Origin of the sequence: Iodobacter arcticus (assembly GCF_042664895.1) — a bacterium.
Lineage (GTDB): Bacteria > Pseudomonadota > Gammaproteobacteria > Burkholderiales > Chitinibacteraceae > Iodobacter > Iodobacter arcticus.
The window spans coordinates 203,926-223,384 of sequence record NZ_JBHTBQ010000012.1; the positions used below are offsets into that span (position 1 = coordinate 203,926).

At 48.8% G+C, this 19,459-nt stretch carries 13 protein-coding genes; 9 read left to right on the forward strand and 4 right to left on the reverse strand.

Going from position 1 to position 19,459, the window contains the following annotated elements; all coding sequences use genetic code 11:
* Positions 1-66 precede the first annotated feature (66 nt).
* Positions 67-2,781 carry an EAL domain-containing protein gene (locus ACFQNF_RS08000; RefSeq protein WP_380187480.1) on the forward strand — a complete coding sequence of 905 codons (2,715 nt, stop codon included), beginning with the start codon at positions 67-69 and terminating at the stop codon, positions 2,779-2,781.
* A gap of 406 nt (positions 2,782-3,187) precedes the next feature.
* A complete protein-coding gene (locus tag ACFQNF_RS08005; RefSeq protein WP_380187481.1) occupies positions 3,188-3,802 on the forward strand; it encodes a LysE family translocator in 615 nt (204 codons plus the stop codon).
* A 223-nt stretch (positions 3,803-4,025) separates the two neighbouring features.
* Here ACFQNF_RS08005 and ACFQNF_RS08010 read toward each other — a convergent pair whose 3' ends face one another.
* From ACFQNF_RS08010 to argB, 4 genes are all read right to left on the reverse strand, one after another.
* Complete coding sequence (locus ACFQNF_RS08010) at positions 4,026-5,873, reverse strand: M3 family metallopeptidase (RefSeq protein ID WP_380187482.1); 1,848 nt, start codon at positions 5,871-5,873, stop codon at positions 4,026-4,028.
* Between the two features lie 125 nt (positions 5,874-5,998).
* Positions 5,999-6,649: a pyrimidine 5'-nucleotidase gene (locus ACFQNF_RS08015; protein ID WP_380187483.1), complete on the reverse strand. Its 651-nt coding sequence runs from the start codon at positions 6,647-6,649 to the stop codon at positions 5,999-6,001.
* A 59-nt stretch (positions 6,650-6,708) separates the two neighbouring features.
* The gene (locus ACFQNF_RS08020; RefSeq protein ID WP_380187484.1) at positions 6,709-7,140 is read right to left on the reverse strand and encodes a CBS domain-containing protein; all 432 of its coding nucleotides are present in this window, start codon (positions 7,138-7,140) and stop codon (positions 6,709-6,711) included.
* A gap of 221 nt (positions 7,141-7,361) precedes the next feature.
* Positions 7,362-8,237 (reverse strand): acetylglutamate kinase, encoded by an 876-nt coding sequence (gene argB, locus ACFQNF_RS08025; RefSeq protein WP_046352625.1) that lies wholly within the window; start codon positions 8,235-8,237, stop codon positions 7,362-7,364.
* Between the two features lie 291 nt (positions 8,238-8,528).
* On the opposite strand from argB, the gene ACFQNF_RS08030 reads away from it, so the two are divergent.
* From ACFQNF_RS08030 to ACFQNF_RS08060, 7 genes are all read left to right on the forward strand, one after another.
* A complete protein-coding gene (locus ACFQNF_RS08030) occupies positions 8,529-9,170 on the forward strand; it encodes a TetR/AcrR family transcriptional regulator (protein WP_380187485.1) in 642 nt (213 codons plus the stop codon).
* Positions 9,163-10,245, forward strand: a complete 1,083-nt coding sequence (locus ACFQNF_RS08035) for an efflux RND transporter periplasmic adaptor subunit (protein WP_380187486.1) — start codon at positions 9,163-9,165, stop codon at positions 10,243-10,245. The genes ACFQNF_RS08030 and ACFQNF_RS08035 overlap by 8 nt, the downstream gene beginning before the upstream one ends.
* Positions 10,246-10,248: 3 nt before the next feature.
* Positions 10,249-13,329 (forward strand): efflux RND transporter permease subunit, encoded by a 3,081-nt coding sequence (locus ACFQNF_RS08040; RefSeq protein WP_380187487.1) that lies wholly within the window; start codon positions 10,249-10,251, stop codon positions 13,327-13,329.
* A gap of 185 nt (positions 13,330-13,514) precedes the next feature.
* Positions 13,515-14,834 carry a TolC family outer membrane protein gene (locus ACFQNF_RS08045; protein ID WP_380187488.1) on the forward strand — a complete coding sequence of 440 codons (1,320 nt, stop codon included), beginning with the start codon at positions 13,515-13,517 and terminating at the stop codon, positions 14,832-14,834.
* Positions 14,835-14,914: 80 nt separating this feature from the next.
* Positions 14,915-15,244 (forward strand): H-NS histone family protein, encoded by a 330-nt coding sequence (locus ACFQNF_RS08050; protein WP_052746650.1) that lies wholly within the window; start codon positions 14,915-14,917, stop codon positions 15,242-15,244.
* A 248-nt stretch (positions 15,245-15,492) separates the two neighbouring features.
* The gene (locus tag ACFQNF_RS08055; protein WP_380187489.1) at positions 15,493-17,619 is read left to right on the forward strand and encodes a UvrD-helicase domain-containing protein; all 2,127 of its coding nucleotides are present in this window, start codon (positions 15,493-15,495) and stop codon (positions 17,617-17,619) included.
* A 118-nt stretch (positions 17,620-17,737) separates the two neighbouring features.
* Positions 17,738-19,423: a response regulator gene (locus tag ACFQNF_RS08060; protein WP_380187490.1), complete on the forward strand. Its 1,686-nt coding sequence runs from the start codon at positions 17,738-17,740 to the stop codon at positions 19,421-19,423.
* Positions 19,424-19,459 lie beyond the last annotated feature (36 nt).

Sequence of the window (19,459 nt, forward strand, 5' to 3'; positions counted from 1 at the left end):
AGCACCTTAGTGCAATGTACAATCTTAGCCATTTTATTGCTCAATACATCGAGAATATGGACAGAAATGGCCACCCATGCCACAGAAGTGCGTGTTCAGGAATTATCCAGGCTGCTCAATGCCGCATTTGCCACACCTCTTTCAACCGGCAATCTGGCGCAGGCAGCTGATTTATTAGAAGGAATTCGCACCGCCGAAGGCATTGATTACATTATTTTACTGAATAATAAAAAACAAATTATCGCCGCAAGAGGCTGGGATATTGCGCACCCTCTTCCGCCTGTAGATAAGCTATCACTGGAGCACGCCCTTCCTACCCTCATTCATGCCGCCACACCGATTGAATTTGCGGGTGAGCCTTTTGGCGAATTACGCTTTGGGATCTCCACAGAAATTATGCGCGGCGGTGTAAATCAATTACTACTGCAAAACGCCATCACCATGGTGGTCGGCATTTTATTATCAGCCCTGATGATGGGGCTGTTAGGCGTTTGGCTCACCCGGCATATTCACCGTTTAATTAAGGCCGCAGAAAACGCCGCGCAAGGTGATTACGATACGCTTGCAGCTCCTCTCTCCCATGGTCAGGATGAGATCAGCCAGCTCACCCGCCGCTTTAATGAAATGGCTAGTCTGATTAAAGAACGTGTCGATTCTCTGGTCATGAACGAAGAAAAATTTCATACCATTGCCAACTACACGCATAGCACCGAGCTATGGCTATCCCCGGAAGAAGGTCAACTGGTCTGGATTAACGACTCAGTGACGCGGCTTTCCGGTTATTCAGTCAATGAATGCATGCTGCTTGGCGATTTTCCCTTATCGCTCACCATGCCTGAAGAGCGCGCCCGCGTAACAGAAACGCTCAAACAAGCACTAGAGCATCGCACCGTGATTCAAGATTTTGAATTTCGCGCGGTTCGCCGCGATGGTCAGCCTTTCTGGGCCTCGGTTTCATGGCAGCCCATTTACGACCCTTTCAATAACTACCTAGGTTTACGCGCCAGTATCCGGGATAACAGCGAGTTAAAAGAAGATCGGCTTTCACTACGCAAAGCAGTCATCGAATTACGGCAAATTCAATCCTTGGGCCAAAGCTATTTATCACGCGCCGAATCTGAACGCGCCCGCCTCACGGCCCTGCTCTCAGCCATGCGCTTTGGCGTGCTGTTTGTGGATAACGAAAACCGCGTGGTCTTTCACAACCCTGCATTCTGTGATTTATGGGGCTTGGGGCCGGGCAATCAACTACCGGGCAAGCCCATAGGCCAAATTCTACAAATCGCCGAAAACCGTCCTGCACTGGGCGATATCATTGCCAACTACCTTGAAGAGCTGGCGCTATCAGACGATAAAGTCGATTTTGGCGAGCTATCCATGAACGATGGCCGTGTCATTACCCAGCATGGCTTCAGGGTATTGGATAGCCAAGGCACCGCCAATGGGCGGATGTGGATTTACGAAGATGTGACGCAACAGCGTGAAATCTCCGAACATATGATCAAGCTGGCCGAGCGTGACGCCCTCACCGGCCTCTATAACCGCCATCGCTTTCAGCAGGAGCTGGATCGCATGGTGTCTGAAGCCGATCGCAAACAAAGCGCCATGGCGTTGGTTTTCTTTGATCTGGATGAGTTTAAGCACGTCAACGACACCTTTGGCCATGGCGTAGGCGATGATTTACTCAAAAGCATCGCCAAAACCATAGGTACCCAAGTGCGCCGCCATGAAGTATTTTCACGCCTTGGCGGCGATGAATTTGCAATTTTAGTGCCTGATTGCAATGAGTTTGAAGTGAGCAAACTGGCCGAGCGCATTGTCAGCTCGATCTCGCAAATTCCATTTACAGTAGAAGGCCATGTATTGCGCCCTTCTTCATCGGTTGGCGTAGCCTTGTTTCCAAATCACGCCAGCAACTCGCTGGAGCTGGTTGCCCACGCCGATTCAGCCATGTATCAAGCTAAATCGGCAGGTAAATCCACTTGGCGTATGTATCGTCAGGATGCCGATCCATCCCGATCAGCCATTACCCGCCTTTCCTGGAAAGACCGGATTACCGAGGCACTGGAAAACAATGGCTTAGAGCTACATTTCCAAGGTATTTACTACCCGAAAACCCGCAAACTAGCGCACTTAGAAGCACTGGTGCGAATGAAAGATTTGCAAAAACCCGATGAAATCATTATGCCGGGACTATTTATTCCCCATGCGGAAAAGACCGGCAAAATTATTGATATTGATCGCTGGGTGATTCGCAGCACGATTGAATTACTGGGCAAAAAAGCCAATATTCCATCTATTGCCATCAATATCTCCGGCCGCTCTTTTGACGAGCCGGAAATGCCCGAATATATCAGCCAGCAGCTCAAACTACATAAAGTAAATCCGGCCAGATTATTGGTTGAGTTAACCGAAACGGCGGCTGTTTCTGATATTCGCGATGCAGAACGCTTTATTGATGCACTGCGTGCCACAGGCTGCACCGTATGCCTTGATGACTTTGGTACAGGCTTTGCCTCTTTCGCCTATTTAAAACAACTTAAAGCTGACGTGCTTAAAATTGACGGCTTCTTTATCAAAGACTTAATCAGCGATCACGACAGCCAGGTCTTTGTGCGCGGCATGGTCAGCATGGCCCATGAAATGGGTAAAACAACGATTGCCGAGTTTGTAGAAAACGAAGCCATTTTTAATATGTTGATCGAGCTGGGAATTGATCAGGTACAGGGCTATTACCTTGATAAACCCATGAGAGATCATCCGGGATTAAATATTATTTAGCTGATGCGATAAACCCAGACCTTGAACCACGAAGTCCACAGAGAACACGGAGTTTCGCGGAGAAAAACAAGCCTAGAATTAAATTGTTTTCTAGATTTTAAATCTTAAAAAAAACCAGCAATTAGAATTCGTATCGCAGCTCGTTGCACGGGGCTTAAATTTCCCCTTGAAACACGCCGGAGCGAGGAACAAGCGGGGCGGGGTTTCGGCCAGGGAGCGAGGAACGAGCCAATCCCGCCTGCCGCCGACTCGATTGTCCGCAGCGCAGGAGCTTTCGTGTTTCGTGGGGTCGCCTTCTTTGCTTACTTTCTTGGCGAAGCAAGAAAGTGAGGCCCACGCGGGGGATTCCCGCACCTAAACACCGTGCCGAAGGCACTAAAAATACTCCCGAAAAAGGAATAAACCCATGAGCATGACCATCTGGCTAACCTTTATTGCCACCACCTTTTTTATTTCCGCCACCCCCGGCCCTAATATGCTGCTGATGCTATCGCACGGCACACGCTATGGCTGGCAGGCGACGCTGGCCACCATGAGCGGTGCACTGGCTGGATTAGGCTTATTGTTTGCGCTATCGGCCTTTGGCATGGCCACCATCCTTGCTACATCCGCTACGCTGTTTCTAATTTTTAAATTAGCCGGAGCGGTGTATTTAATTTATTTAGGCTGGCAATGCTTTAAAGCGGGGAGCCATTTAGAAATGCCCAATGCCACAGCTGATTCGGCAGCAAGGCGTTTTCGCCTAGGGCTCACCGTAGCGCTATCAAACCCCAAAGCAATTTTATTTGCGGGTGCTTTCTTGCCGCAATTTATCAACACAACACAGCCGCAAACAGGGCAATGGGCTATTTTGCTAGGTAGCTTTTTTATCATCGAAGCAGGCTGGCAAGTTGCCTACGCGGCAGGCGGTGCAAAACTAGGCAACTGGCTACAAGGCCCGAACCGCATCAAGCGCTTTAACCAAGGCTGCGGCGCGGCTTTCTTTACAGTAGGTGGATTACTGGCAACGGCGCAGCGCTGATTGGGAGTCGGGGGATTTTACCCGCCCCACTCCCGAACAAAACCCAATAAACATCAAGCTAAGCCAATATCTACAATGCACTTCATGTAGGGCGGGTGAAACCCGCGAGCGGTGCTGAAAAATACGCGGGTTTCACCCGCCCTACGAATGATTCAATGCTTGCAAATAAGTAGTAGAAAATATGACTAATACCTAACTTGATACATCTATCCACCCCCAAACATCAAGCCCCATAACGCTCGCTCACTACCCGCTCAAAGTCCGCAAACATTTGCGCGTCTGATTGGGTGTTATCCGCCAATAGCTCAGCACCATGCACAATGCGAATATGCGCATCCAGATTTGTTAATGGGGACTCTGGATAGACTCGGCTCGCAGCCGCGCTGATTTGCATTTGCGCATCGGCCCATGCAGCTTCCACGGTTTGATTGCAGGCATCGGCTAAATATTTGGCGTTAAATGCTTCGCCAGTCAGGCTGATCAGCGTGGCGTTGTGGTTAATACTATTGCCTGTGGACCAATAATGCTTAGCCAGCAATGGACCAATTGCTGAGTTATCGGTTAAATAGCCGTATTCATGCTCAAAGTAAGCGCGGGTCTGATAAACCGCCATATTGGCTAGTAAATAGCCATGATAAGCCGCTGCCGATTCCTGATTTAACAGATGCGGAATCGCCAACAGTGGCCGCCCTGCCTGCTCAAAGCCCAAGATTTGCATTTCAAATTTACGAGCCAGCGCCAGCGCATTCTCGGCGGTCAGCTTGCTATCACTTAGCAAATACAAGGCGCGCTCAAAATACGGCACGACCAAAATATTGCGCTCATTGAGCGCAGCAAAAGGCTGAGTTTTTTCGATACGCGCTTTAATCAAAGCATCCGGCACAGCCTCGCCAGCGGCGTTTTTAGCGTAACGCTTTAGCCAATCTGCATCATCAAGCAGGCTATCGCAGAACATCGATTGGGTTTCGGCATAAGCCATCGAAGTGGGGGCGAATTCTTGCGAGAAACAAGGTGAATTCTGCGTCACATTGGCAAAGTGCGCCGCGTGGCCACCTTCATGAAATAAGGTGTTAATCGCGCGTGCGCCACTGCCTACCTGATCAGGCTTGGCATCGGCCGTAAAGTTAATCTGCCCCGCTACCCAGCTGCCATCTGCTTCAAAAAAAGAAGGAATCGGGCCATGGCAAAAGCCATTCTGATACTTGCCCTTACGCTCCAGTAAATCCAGTTGCATAGTCGCGCCGCGATAGGCGATGCCCAGCTTGCGAAAGCTTTCTACCCAGCGCTCAAGCCCTTTGGCAAAAGGAAGATAGGGGTCCATCTGGCGGGCGACATCACCGCTCACTGTATAGCGAAAATTCCATGGTAGTAGCGCGTCTTTTCCATGCTGCTGTGCTAGCTCCTGTAAGCCACGCTGATTGGCTTCACGGGTACGCAGCTCAAAATCATCCAAAATAGCGAATAATTCTTCGACCGACATTTGCTCATTTTTACGCACTTTATACGCAAAATAATCAGGAAAACCCTGAGCGCGAGCAAAGGCATTACGCTGCTTCACAATCTCTAAAAAGCCGTTTTCCAGCACCCAATGCTCAAGGGCAGCCATCGCATCAAACGAGCTTTTACGCGCCGCCTCAGAGGGGTTGGTCGCCATATTGGTCGACAACATGCCTTGGGTGGCTTCTTCGCGCTCGCCTTTTTCATTGATATGCGTTTGCACATAATCGCGCTTTTTAGCAAACAAAGCGGCTTCCTGAGCAATTAACTGGCTCATTAAAGTGCGCGCTTCATCGCTATCAATAATATTGCTTTCAAACAGCGCCAACCAACCTTGCAAGCCATGCTTAAGCTCAGCAGCTTCCTCTGGATTTAAACGCGCCAGCGCATCGCGCACTTCGGCCAGCTTTACTGGATCAGAAATAAAGTTTTTATATGCTTCTTCTGCCTTGGCAAAGCCATCATGATCGTCAGAAACGGCCATATAGGTATCCCAAAACAAATCTTCTTTAGTTTTATGAACAGCAAGATAATCGCGGTTAAGGGCTTCAAATAGCTGACGTGCTGCTTCCAAGGTGCTCTCCAATGTTTTATATAAGTTGGCCAATGCCTTATGCCAATTAAATTACACGAGGCAGAATAAGTGTGCAAATTTACTATTTTCAACGGCATTTAATTTCAGTACTTCGCAACACCTTGTCATTTTCCCGCATAGAGCCATCTCCCGCGCTTGGCAATATCGGCCAGTTTAGTGATGCTTAAATCAACCACTCCGGCCCCGTAGCTGCGTGGGTTCATCCACACTGTTTTCATTCCCAACCGCCTGGCCGTTTTTAAATTAGCCAAGGTATCTTCCACCAAAATGCAGTGGCGCGGATCGAGCTTAAAACGCGCCAAGAGCTTGCGATAAGCCGCAATCTGCGGCTTGGGAATGAGATCAACATCTTCTACGCTCACCACGCCACTGAAGCAATCATCGATTCCCAGCGCCAGCAACATGGCAATCGCGTAATGGCGAGGGCCATTGGTGAAGAGCAATTTATCGCCCGGTAAGCTACGAATCGCCATGGCCAAGCCCGGCATGGGGTGAACAGCCATCAGCAGCTCGTTCAAAGGATGCGTCATGCGCAAGAAATGCTGAGGATTAATGTGCGGATGGTGGCGGCGCAACCCAAGCAGTGTTGCGCCATAACGCAGCCAGTAATCAGTGCGCAAAGCCATGGCGGCTTGCTCGCTGAGCTGTAAATGCTGGGAAAGATAAGCCGTCATTGCCCGGTTAATCACCGGAAAAGCATGTAAGTCTGCGTTATGCAAGGTGTTATCGAGATCAAAAATCCAGACTGGTTTCATTGTTTCAGCGTAAAAAAAGACCAGCCATGCTGGTCTCATTGGGTGGCTGAGCGGGCCGCTCAGGAATGGATATAGTGTTCTAGCTGGGCAATCGTGAATTTTTGTTCTTCGATAATTTCCCGCACTAAATCGCCAATCGATAACACACCTAATACTTTATCACCGTCTAAAACCGGCAAATGGCGAATGCGTTTTTCGCTCATGATAGCCATACATTCATCAATGGTAGCCGATGGCGGCACACAGAGTAATTTACGCGTCATAATTTCTGATACCGGCGTTCCTGCCGAAGTCTTGCCCATCAAAATCACTTTTCTGGCGTAATCACGCTCTGAAAAAATCCCAACCAAGTGGTTTTCTTCCATCACCAGCAATGCACCAATATTTTTTTCTGCAAGCAGCTGTAAGGCCTGATAAACCGAAGCTTGCGGAGCAACTGACAAAATATTATCTATGGCTTTTTCTGCGAGCAGCTGGTGTGCTGTTTTCATATGGGCATCTCCCTGATGACTTGAGCTTTAACTTTAGTAGGCCAAACGTAACATGCAAGGAAGACGTAGATTACTTTTCGCAAAAAAACAAGAATCAACACGTTTTTGATTGATAGAGTGCAAAACCTTAAACCACAAACACAGAGAAACCCATCAGCGCGGGTTTCTCTGTGAAACTCTGTTTTCTATGTGGTTCAGGATTTGGCTCTGCCTAACATCAGTTACTTAGCGCGAATCATCGTCCCCACACCCTGCTCGGTCAGAACTTCCAGCAGCAGCGCGTGTTTCACTCGTCCATCAATAATATGCACCGCGTTCACACCGCTCTTGGCGGCATCCAGCGCTGATGAAATTTTAGGCAACATGCCGCCAGAAATCGTGCCATCCGCAAATAGCTCATCGATACGTTTGGCAGAAAGCTTCGTAAGCAAATTACCTTCCTTATCGAGTACGCCTGGCGTATTGGTCATCATGATTAGTTTTTCAGCATGCAGCACTTCAGCTAGCTTGCCAGCCACTAAATCGGCATTGATATTGTAGCTTTCACCGTTTCTATCCACGCCAATCGGGGCAATTACAGGGATAAAATCGCCAGCGTCGAGGTGAGCCACGATAGTTGGATCGATGGATTCAATTTCACCCACCTGACCAATATCCAGTAGCTCATCCGAGCTATCTTTCAGATACATTTTACGGGCCTTAATAAAGTGCCCGTCTTGGCCGGTTAAGCCCACCGCTTTACCACCATGCTTATTGATCAGGGAAACGATTTCCTTGTTCACATGGCCACCCAAAACCATTTCTACCACATCCATGGTTTCGGCATCAGTCACACGCATGCCTTGGATAAACTCGCCTTTTTTACCGATACGATCAAGCAATTCATTAATTTGCGGGCCACCACCGTGCACTACCACGGGGTTCATCCCAACTAATTTAAGCAGCACCACATCACTAGCAAACCCTTCTTTTAACTCGGGTTCGGTCATTGCATTACCACCGTATTTGATGACGATGGTCTTATCAAAAAAACGCTGAATATAAGGCAAGGCTTCCGAGAGAATTTCGGCTTTTTCTTGCGGAGTAATTGTGGTCATGGCGTGTCCAAAAGCTAGCAGCCTGTCGGGCTTAGGCGGCTCGTAGAAAAATTGCATGGTTGAGGCCAGATTTTGCCGTATTTTCAGCGCCAATAAGGCGCTATCTAATCACACATGGCTGAAATATGGGCCAATCAAGTTATTTTGCAGCCGACTGATGCAAAGACCAGCAGGCTGCTAAGGCTCGAGCAGAATTCTAACAGTCTCGAGCCTGACCGCGCTTTATTTTTGACAAAAAGGGACCGCCGCAGAATAATAAATGAATATTTATTTATTAACTGTAGGTTCATCATGCTGTGCAAACGCTGGACCCGAAGGAAAGAAGCACGGCCACAGGAAATTTTAGAGGCTGCGCTGGGCTTATTTGTGAGTAAAGGCTTTGCGGCCACCAAGATGGCCGACATCGCCAAAGCTGCCGGAGTAACAAGCGGCACGCCATATATTTACTTTGCTGGCAAAGAAGAGATATTCGAAGCGGTGATGCGTGAGATATTATTACCGCAACTTACTATTGGCTATGAGTTGCTTGCAAGTTTTCAAGGCAGCTCGGCTGATTTACTACGGGTCATGCTTAAAACATGGTGGCAAGCGATGGGGGAAAGCCAGCTGTCTGCTTTTCCCAAACTGATGATTGCCGAGGGTAGTAACTTTCCCCAGATTGCAAAAATTTATCAGGAAGAATTTGTTGTACCCGGCAATAAAATCCTCAGACATATTTTAGAAAGAGGGGTAGCCAGCGGCGAATTCAGAGTGGCCGATATCGATTACGCCATTGAGGTGATTTCCGCCCCGATTATTGTCGCCATGCTGATGAAGCACTCACTGATCAACTGCCTGCCTGAAGCTTTAGATCCTGAAAGATTCCTAAATACCACCCTTGATCTCCTCCTTAACGGCCTGATGGCCTCACCCAAGGACAAAGCACATGAATAAAGCGATTCCCCTGCTATTAATCAGCGCAGCATTACTCAGCGCTTGCAAGGAAGAAGCCAAGCCTCAGGAAGAAGTTCGCCCGGTGCGCACCATCACGCTGGCCACCAATGCAGCCAATAGCCATGCCGAATTCTCCGGCGAGCTGCATTCCCGTCAGGAAAGTGCCTTGGGGTTTAGGATTCCAGGCAAGCTCATTAGCCGTTTGGTCGATATCGGCGCAGAAGTTAAAACCGGCACGCCGCTGGCCAAAATTGATGCACAAGATATGGTGCTCAATGCCGCAGCCGCCAAAGCTCAAACCGAATCAGCACTCAGCCAGCTTAACCAGCTCAAGCTGGATCTCACCCGTGCCCAAGAGCTACTGGCCAAAAAATTTGTCAGCCAAGCCGATGTAGATCGCCGCCAGACCGCTGTGATTGCTGCGCAAAAACAATTGGTTCAAGCGCAGTCCCAGCAGCAGCTTGCGCAAAATCAGGCGGGCTATACCACCCTCTTAGCGACCAGCGATGGCGTGATTACCGCTACGCTGGCCGAGCCGGGCCAAGTGCTGGCCGCCGGGCAGCCTGTTGTGCAATTAGCCAAAGCCGGTGAAGTAGAGGTCTTTGTAGATTTGCCAGAAGCCCGCAGTGGCGATTTAAAACCCGGCCAAAAAACAGAAATCAGCCTCTGGGCACTACCAGGCAAAACATTTAGCGGCAAGGTACGTGAAGTTTCTCCCGCTGCCGACCCGGTCAGCCGTACTTACCGCGCCAAGGTGACTTTAGAAAAACCCTCTGATGAGATTCGCCTCGGCATGAGCGCCACAGTAAAAAGCAGCCAGACCAGCAATACCGAAAGCAGCACTACCCTGCCGCTTACCGCAATTTACGGCAAAGCAAAAGAGCAGCGCGTGTGGCTGGTTGAAGGCAATCGCGTGAAAAGTAAGATGATTGATGCACAAATTGATGCTCAGGCTAAAAACGGCGAGCAAGTGCAGGTCAAAGGTTTGAAAGCAGGCGATGTAGTCGTCACGGCAGGTGTGCATCTGTTGCGCGAAGGGCAAGCAGTCAAATTACTCGCTGCGCAAGGGGAATAAACCATGCAAAAACCCGATCTCAGTCAGCAACGCTTCAATTTATCCGCTTGGGCACTTAAGCATCAGTCACTGGTGCTGTATCTGATGGTGGTGCTTACCCTTGGCGGCATTCTGGCCTACGGCAAGCTGGGGATGAAAGAAGACCCGGAGTTCACGTTTAAAGCAATGGTAGTCAGAAGCTTCTGGCCCGGGGCCAGCGCGCCAGAAATGGAGCAGCAGGTTACGGATAAGCTGGAAGAAGCCTTACAGGGTATTGCTTACATCAACTACACTAAAAGTTATTCCCGCAGTGGCGAATCGCTGATCACGATTATGTTGCACGAAGATCAGAAAAATAATGTGGCCGATGCTTGGTATCAAGTCAGAAAACGCATTAACGACGCCAAGGGAAAACTCCCCCCCGGTGTGGCAGGGCCATTTTTTAATGATGAGTTTGGTGATACCTACGGCAATCTCTATGCCTTTACCGGCGATGGCTTTACTTATCCCGAGCTTAAAAAGTATATCGAGCTGGCCCGTACAGAATTACTGCGTATTCCTGATGTGAATAAAGCGCTGTTAATTGGTCAGCAAGATGAAAAAATCTATGTGGAATACTCCAATGCAAAGCTAGCCAGCCTTGGCATTTCACCCTTTCAAATTAATAAGGTGATTGCCGCCACCAATACCGTCACCCCCGCAGGTGCGATTGATGGCAAGGACGAGCACGTTTATTTACGCGTGACTGGCGGCTTTAATGCCGTAGACCACCTACGCAGCCTGCCAATTACAGTGGCGGGAAAAACCTTTTTGCTGGGTGATATCGCACAGGTATTTCGCGCCACGATCGATCCGCCACAAACCAAAATGCGCTATCAGGGGCAAGATGCGGTTGGCTTGGGTATTTCGATGCGTAAAGGGGGCGATGTTGTAAAGATGGGCCAGCAAATTGATGCATCCCTAGCCAAAATCAGAAGCAATCTGCCGGTAGGCATCGAAATTCATACCATCTCAGACCAGCCTGCCGTGGTTAAAAACGCCATTCATATTTTTATGAAGTCCTTACTGGAAGCCGTGGTGATTGTCTTGGCGGTGAGCTTTTTAAGCCTAGGCTGGCGTACCGGGATTGTGGTGGCTTTATCGATTCCGCTGGTGCTGCTGCTCACCTTTCTGGGCATGAATATTTTTAATCTGGAGCTGCAAAGGATTTCGCTCGGCGCACTCGTTATTGCGCTTGGGCTTTTGGTGGATGACGCCATTATTGCCGTAGAAATGATGGCGCTTAAATTAGAGCAGGGCTGGAGCCGCTTTGAAGCCGCCACCTTTGCCTATACCTCTACCGCTTTTCCTATGCTGACCGGCACACTGATTACCGCTGCGGGCTTTTTACCTGTGGGGCTGGCTAAATCGGACGCGGGTGAATACACCTTCTCTATTTTTGCGGTGATTGGTATTGCTCTTGTGCTGTCGTGGATTGTGGCCGTGGTGTTTACGCCCTATATGGGCTATCACCTGCTGCCGGAAACCCCGCGCCATGAAGAACACGACATCTATCAGGGTGGTTTTTACGCGCGTTTTCGAAAGCTGGTAACGTGGTGCGTTACATGGCGTAAAACGGTGATTGCAGCCACCCTAGGCGCGTTTCTGGCCGCCGTAGCAACCTTTGCCCTCTTTATCCCTCAACAATTCTTCCCTGCCTCGGCAAGGCCCGAGCTGATGGTTGATATGTGGCTGCCCTATACCGCCTCGTATGAAGCCACCGAGCGCGAAGTCAAGCGCATGGAAGCCATTGCAATCAAAGACCCCGATGTTTCGCATGTCACCAGCTATATCGGCGTTGGTTCACCACGTTACTACCTGCCACTCGATGAGCAAATGCCAAATTTAAACTTTGGCCAGCTCACCGTGATGACCAAAGACGAGAAAGTACGGGAGAACGTTTATAAGCGCCTGAGCCAAAAATTTGCCGACGATTTCCCACTGGTGCGTGGCCGTGTCACCCGGCTGGAAAACGGCCCGCCTGTAGGCTATCCGGTGCAATTTCGTATTAGTGGCGTTGATCCAGTAGTGCTCAATCGCATCGCCACTGAGCTGGCCGATGTGATGCGCAAAAATCCGCAGACCCGGCAAGTCCATACCGATTGGGGTGAAAAAGTAAAAGTAGTCCGTTTACTCACTAATCAGGATCGCTTACGCCAACTAGGACTGACTTCGCAAGAGCTGGCAACGTACCTGCAAATGGCCGTCTCCGGCATTACCGCCACGCAATACCGTGAAGCCGATCAGAGCATCGATGTAGTCACCCGCCTCACCAGCAGCGAGCGTACCCGCCTCGACTTTCTAAAAGACCTGCGTGTGCCTTTGCCATCAGGGCAATTTGTACCGCTTTCACAACTGGCTACTTTGCAACTGGAGAACGAAGAGAGCCTGATCTGGCGACGTAATCGGGTAGCCACACTCACGGTGCGTGCCGACGTGGCAGGAAGCGCCCAAGCCCCCGATGTGAGCAATGCGCTCATGCCTAAGGTGCGGGAAATCGAAGCCAAGCTGCCTCAGGGTTATCATATTGAAACCGGCGGCACACTTGAGTCATCGGCAAAGGGGCAAAAATCGATCAATAAAGTTATGCCACTGATGCTACTGGTCGTCATGACGCTACTGATGCTGCAACTGCAAAGTATCCAGCGCATGATTATGGTACTGCTCACCGCACCACTGGGCCTGATTGGCGTGGCGATTTCCTTACTACTGTTTCAAGCCCCCTTCGGATTTGTGGCGATGTTGGGCGTGATCGCGCTTTCAGGCATGATTATGCGCAATTCAGTGATTCTGATGGATCAGATTGAACAAGACCGCGCAGCAGGCGACGATGCTTGGACGGCGGTCATTGAATCGGCAGTCAGACGCTTTCGGCCGATTATGCTGACCGCAGCAGCTGCGATTCTGGCCATGATTCCACTAACGCGCGACACTTTCTGGGGGCCGATGGCGATTGCCATTATGGGCGGCTTGTTTGTGGCCACAGTGTTAACGCTTTTGTTCTTGCCGGCTTTATATGCAGCATGGTTTAGGCTCAGCCCGCCAACAAACAAAGAAGCGACATAAATCATACGAAATTACGACAATTTTTAACAAAAGAAGGGGGATATTACTTTTGCCAAGGCAAGCCCCCTTTTTAAGCACGAACACTAGCGAATATTTTCCTTCAAGTAATAGTTGTACTTGAAAAGACTTTCTCGCATGGACAAGATATTTAACATCTCATTCAACAGACACCTGAGAAGCTAATAATGAAGAAAACCTTAATTGCACTGAGCATGGCCATTCTTTCCCAACCGCTTTTTGCTGCTGATTTACTTGAATCCTGGCATGCCGCGCAAAAATATGACGCCAATTTTGCTGCCGCACGCGCAGGGCTTGATGCAGGACGGGAAAAAGCCGAACAGGGCAAAGCCTTATTACTACCGCAAATTTCCCTCTCAGGAAATGCCAATCGCAACACTTCTGAGTACACCCCTGAAAATAGCAGCTCGGTTTCCAGTAATGGCAATAACTATGGCTATGGCCTAAAACTTACTCAACCTATTTACCGTGCAGAAGCATTTGCAGGTGCTGATCAGTTAAAAAAGCAAACCGAACAAGCCGAAGTCATTTTTCGGGTAGCCGAGCAGGATTTAATTTTGCGCGTAGCTAAAGCTTATTTTGAAGTTTTGGGTAGCGAAGAAAAAGTAAAACAAACCAAGGCGCAAAAAGAAGCTGTAGCTCAGCAACTTGCCCAAGCAAAAAAATCCTTTGAAGTTGGCGTGTCCACCATTACCGACACCGATGAAGCACAGGCCCGTTTTGATGCAATCAACTCAGCCGAAATTGCTGCACATAATGATATGGCCATTAAACGCAATGCTTATGAGCAGCTGACTCAACTTAACCCAGGTCATCTCAAGCCTATTAGCAATCGCCAGCAACCCACTCCTCCGCAACCCAATGATATGAATACGTGGCTGCAGCGCAGCGAAAATGGCAGCTTAGTGATTGCAGGCCAACAATTAGGCTTAGATATTGCCGGCCGTGAAATTGATAAATATCGCTTAGAAAACTCCCCTACTCTCGATTTAACCGCTAGTTATGGTGACACTTGGAATTCAGCCGGCATATCCAAATCGGGTGGATTAGACCGTACAGGCTCTGGTCAAATTGGTTTGCAATTATCAATTCCTTTGTATACAGGGGGCGATCGTTCATCCAAATTACGTGAAGCACTTGCAAAAAAAGAACAACAGCGTCAAACAGTAGAAGCAAGTCGCCGCGATACAGCGCAATTCACTAAACAAGCTTTTTTAGGCGTGAGTTCGGGTGCAGCGCAAATTGTCGCTTTACAGCAAGCGCTTAAATCGAGTGAATCATCATTAGCATCAACTAAATTAGGTCGTGAAGTTGGAGTACGTACTACGATTGATGTACTTAATGCCGAACAAACTTATTTCTCCACTCGTTATGACCTTACCGTAGCGCGTTACACCTATTTGTATGCCCGCCTACAATTGGCAGCAACCAGTGGAGAATTGTCTGAAAAAGATCTAAATTCAGTAAATCTTTGGCTAGGTAATTAAGAAAGCTTGAATTGTGGAGAATAGATATCCATAATCCGTTCGGTGGAGTACCCCAATTCAAAGACCCAAGGAGAATTACCATGATTGATCTTTCCCCACTGAGCTATAGCGACTTAGTTGAACTCAAGAAAAACCTGGAAGTTGAAATTGTTCGCCGTAAAGAATCAGAAAAGCAAAACCTGATTGCTGAACTGCAAAACCTAGTTGCTTCTAAAGGCTTCTCGTTGTCTGATGTTTTAGGCACAAGCAGCGACAAAAAAGCAGCTAAAAAAGCAGCTTCTACAGCTAAAGCACAATTCCGCAATCCAGCTGATGCAGAACAAACATGGACTGGCCGTGGCCGTAAGCCACAATGGGCAATTGAATTCCTGGCAACAGGTCGCTCATTAGAAGAATTACGCATCGCCTAATCAATATGCTTTTTATGAAATGACGAATAACTCCGTAGTGCCTTGTTCTATAAGCGATCTTTAAGCAAATAGCCGATTAGAAAAACCTGACGCCGTTGCCAAAAGTGCTTTTAAAAAAGAAACCACTCAGTATCCGTGTAATTTTATAAAATATTGACGCTTTGCATGCATCACCAAACAAGGCAGCTTAGGCTGCCTTGTTTGTATTCAGCTGTACAATCCCTCCTCTTTACCTGTGAATCATTGCCATGCCGCATCCCCTCACCGAAAAACTTAATCCAGAACAAGCCGCCGCCGTAGAATTACCGCCGGAACACGCGCTCATCCTGGCCGGTGCAGGCAGCGGCAAAACAAGCGTGCTCACCACACGTATTGCTTGGCTTTTATCCACCGGGCAATGCAGCCCGGCCGGTTTATTGTCAGTTACTTTTACCAATAAAGCCGCCAAAGAAATGCTGGTTCGCATTACCTCCATGATGCCACTTAATCCGCGTGGATTATGGGTTGGCACATTTCATGGCTTATGTAATCGAATGCTGCGTTTACATTGGCGGGATGCTGGCTTACCCGAAGCTTTTGCAATTTTAGATTCTGCCGAGCAGCTTTCAGCAATTAAGCGCATATTGAAAGCATTAAATATTGATGATGAAAAATATCCGGCAAAAGTAGTTCAGCAATATATTAATGGTCATAAAGAAAATGGCCGGCGCGCAAGTGATGTAGACGCTTGGGATGATTATTCACGCATGCTGCGATTAATTTATGAGGAATATGAGAAACAATGCCAACGTGAAGGTGTAGCTGATTTCTCTGAATTATTACTACGCTGTTACGAATTACTTTCTAAAAATGAATCTTTACGTGAACATTATCAAAGTCGTTTCCGCCACATTTTAGTCGACGAATTTCAAGACACCAATAAACTGCAATATGCATGGTTAAAGCTTTTAGCAGGCCAGAATAATGCGTTATTTGCTGTTGGCGATGATGACCAATCCATTTATGCATTCCGCGGCGCAAATGTCGGCAATATGCATGATTTTCAAAGTGATTTCGCCGTTAAGCATGTGATTCGCTTAGAGCAGAATTACCGCTCACAAGGGAATATCTTAGAAGCCGCCAATGCCGTTATTAGTAATAACCGCAGCCGCTTAGGCAAAGAATTATGGACAAGCGAACCTGCTGGCGAGCCAATTCGGGTTTTTGAAGCCGCAACAGATTTTGAAGAAGCCGCATTTATTGTAGAGGAAGCGCAAACGCTGATCAGAGAAGGCAATCACGCTAATGACATTGCGATTCTTTATCGTGCCAACGCTCAATCACGCGTAATTGAGCACGCCTTATTTACTGCGGGCGTACCTTATCGGGTTTATGGTGGTTTACGCTTTTTTGAACGCCAGGAAATTAAGCATTCTTTAGCTTATTTGCGCTTAATTGCGAATCCAAGTGACGATAATGCGCTGCTACGCGTCATCAATTTTCCGACTCGTGGCATCGGTGCGCGCACCATCGAAAGCATTCAAGAAAACGCCCGTAACGCAGGCATCAGCCTATGGCAAGCAGCCTGCTCTGGCGGCGCTGGCCGTGGAGCCGCGGCAGTTAAGAAATTCGCCGAAACCATCGAAAGCATGCGATCCCAAGCCACCGGCCTAGCCATGCCCGAGCTGGTGGACATGATGCTCGATCTATCGGGCTTACGCGCGCATTACCAAGCAGACAAAGAAGGCGAGGAGCGGCTTGCCAACTTGGGTGAGTTGATTAACGCCGCCACCAATTTTGTGCAAGAAGACGAAAACAACCTCATCGCCTTTTTGTCGCATGCCAGCTTAGAAGCGGGAGACCATCAAGCAGGCGCGCACGAAGAGGCGCTCCAGCTAATGACGGTACACGCCTCCAAAGGGCTGGAATTTCACGCGGTATTTTTATGCGGGCTTGAAGAAGGCTTATTCCCACACGACAACAGCATGAATGATGCCAGCGCGGTGGAAGAAGAACGCCGCCTGATGTATGTGGCGATTACACGTGCCCGCCGCCGGCTTTACATCACTCTTGCGCAAAGCCGTATGCTGCATGGGCAAACGCGCTACGCCGTAGCCAGCCGCTTTATGCAAGAGATTCCGCAGCAACTATTAAAATTCTTAAATCGCGGTTATGCCCCGCAAGGTTATTCCGGCCCTGCCACGCTCGCCAGCAAAATTAAGGCTCCTACGCCAGAGCATGGCTTGGCCATCGGCATGAATGTAGCGCATCCAAAATTTGGTAAAGGCGTGGTTACCGATCATGAAGGCGGCTCAAGCGGCAATGTGCAGGTGAATTTTGCGGAGGCGGGCTCTAAATGGCTGGCGGTGGCTTATGCCAAACTAACCGTACTCTAAGAATGGCCGCCTTATATGGGCAAAGTGCTTACTTTGATTTACTCTTGAGCTATAAGCCCTCCCCGCCATAAACCAGGGGGGTTTATACGTTTTACAACGGACAACTAAGCCTCAGACTATGGCTGAAAAAATAAGCGCCTTCTCGGTTATCTCCTCTGCCACAGCCAAGCGTAAAGCGGCCAGTGGAGTACCGGACGTGGCCACTTTGCGCGTACTGCTTATCGACCCCGTGGCAGAAATACGGCGCACCATTGGCATGACATTAGGTCAATACGGCACCAGCCATATCGATCATGCCAGTAGTAGCACTGAAGCCCTGGCCAGCATGAAGAAGCTTAAATACGAGCTTATCCTTTGCGAATATGATTTAGGCAAAGGTCAGGATGGCTTGTTTTTATTTGATGAAGCACGCAGGCTCGATTTACTCAAAGCGTCTTGCATCTTTATTATCACGACTGCCGAACGCGGCGCGCAAAAAGTGCTGGGGGCGGCCGAGCAATCACCCGACGCCATTTTGCTAAAACCCTTTACCGGCGAAATGCTTTACAGCCGGGTGCTCACCGCTTTACAAAAGAAAGTGCGCTTTAAATTAGTTGATGAAGCCATCATGGCGCATGATTTCTTAAATGCTATCCAGCTTTGCAGCAAAGCCGCCAACACCAGCGCCGAATACACCCTTGATTTTTTACGCCTCAAAATTCATCTCTTACTACGTATTGGAGATTGGACCAGTGTTCGGGATGAATGCAGACAGCTACTAGTAGAACAAGAGCTACCTTGGGCCAAAATGGCACTTGGCAAAGCCCTGTATCAACTCAAAAACTATGCAGAAGCCTTAGCCCTGTTTAAAGCGATAATCAGCAGCCATGCGCACGCACTGGAAGCCTACGACTGGCTGGCCCGCACACAACAGGCCATGGGTGAAGATCAAGCCGCGCAGGACACGCTTAAACGCGCTCTGAATAAGTCACCCTATATCGCCACCAGACAACGTCAGCTTGGTGAGCTTGCTTTAAGAAGCGGAGATTTAGCCACGGCAGAAAGCGCGATGCTGGAAACCGTTAAAATCTCCCGCCATTCGTTTTTGCGTAATCCTGCCGATTACGGGCAGCTGGCTGATATACAAATTAGTCGGGGTGATGTGGCTGCAGCAAAGCTGACCGTTGAAGAAGTGCGTAAAGACTTTAAAGACCCTCAGGTCAGTGTGCTCGCCGATGCCCTTGATGCAGACATCTACATGCAAACGGGTGAAACTGAAAAAGCCCAGAATCTGCTCAGAACAGCCTTGGCTCAATTAGTGCAGCTCGCACTGCCACCTTCAGTTACCGTAGGCATGGCGCTGGCTAAAGCCTGCTTTAATCAGCAACAAGGTGCTCTGGCGGAAATCGTGGTGCGTAATCTGCTTAAAAACAGCCATGATGATTTAACATTAGCCGCAAAAATCACCTCACTTTACCGCCAGCAGGGCCAGCAAGATCAAGCCGAGCAGCTCATCAAAGAAAATAGCGCCAGTATTGTTGCCCTGAATAATGAAGCAGTAAAACTAGCACGCAGTGGTGATCTGGCTGGGGCCGCCGAATTATTTATCCGGGCAGCCACAGATATGCCGGGCAATATACAAGTGCTGCTCAATACCGTGAACGCACTGCTTGCCTATACCAATCAGCATGGCTGGCATCAGGAATGGATGCTGCTGAGCAACGATTACCTGTTACGCATCCATGAGTTAGATCCCATCAATGGCCGGGGTTTGCAATTACAAGAGTTTTTTCGTAAAACAAAACAACGCTATGGCATCAGCTAATCAACGGTAGGGTATCAATACCAGCAAAAACCCAAA

Bases quoted from the DNA above. Each gene is read 5' to 3' on its own strand.
- ACFQNF_RS08035 (WP_380187486.1), top strand. From the start codon at position 9,163: ATGAATAAAGCGATTCCCCTGCTATTAATCAGCGCAGCATTACTCAGC.
- ACFQNF_RS08015 (WP_380187483.1), bottom strand. From the start codon at position 6,649: ATGAAACCAGTCTGGATTTTTGATCTCGATAACACCTTGCATAACGCA.
- ACFQNF_RS08060 (WP_380187490.1), top strand. From the start codon at position 17,738: ATGGCTGAAAAAATAAGCGCCTTCTCGGTTATCTCCTCTGCCACAGCC.
- ACFQNF_RS08055 (WP_380187489.1), top strand. From the start codon at position 15,493: ATGCCGCATCCCCTCACCGAAAAACTTAATCCAGAACAAGCCGCCGCC.
- ACFQNF_RS08020 (WP_380187484.1), bottom strand. From the start codon at position 7,140: ATGAAAACAGCACACCAGCTGCTCGCAGAAAAAGCCATAGATAATATT.
- ACFQNF_RS08045 (WP_380187488.1), top strand. From the start codon at position 13,515: ATGAAGAAAACCTTAATTGCACTGAGCATGGCCATTCTTTCCCAACCG.
- ACFQNF_RS08005 (WP_380187481.1), top strand. From the start codon at position 3,188: ATGAGCATGACCATCTGGCTAACCTTTATTGCCACCACCTTTTTTATT.
- ACFQNF_RS08040 (WP_380187487.1), top strand. From the start codon at position 10,249: ATGCAAAAACCCGATCTCAGTCAGCAACGCTTCAATTTATCCGCTTGG.
- argB (WP_046352625.1), bottom strand. From the start codon at position 8,237: ATGACCACAATTACTCCGCAAGAAAAAGCCGAAATTCTCTCGGAAGCC.
- ACFQNF_RS08030 (WP_380187485.1), top strand. From the start codon at position 8,529: ATGCTGTGCAAACGCTGGACCCGAAGGAAAGAAGCACGGCCACAGGAA.
- ACFQNF_RS08050 (WP_052746650.1), top strand. From the start codon at position 14,915: ATGATTGATCTTTCCCCACTGAGCTATAGCGACTTAGTTGAACTCAAG.
- ACFQNF_RS08000 (WP_380187480.1), top strand. From the start codon at position 67: ATGGCCACCCATGCCACAGAAGTGCGTGTTCAGGAATTATCCAGGCTG.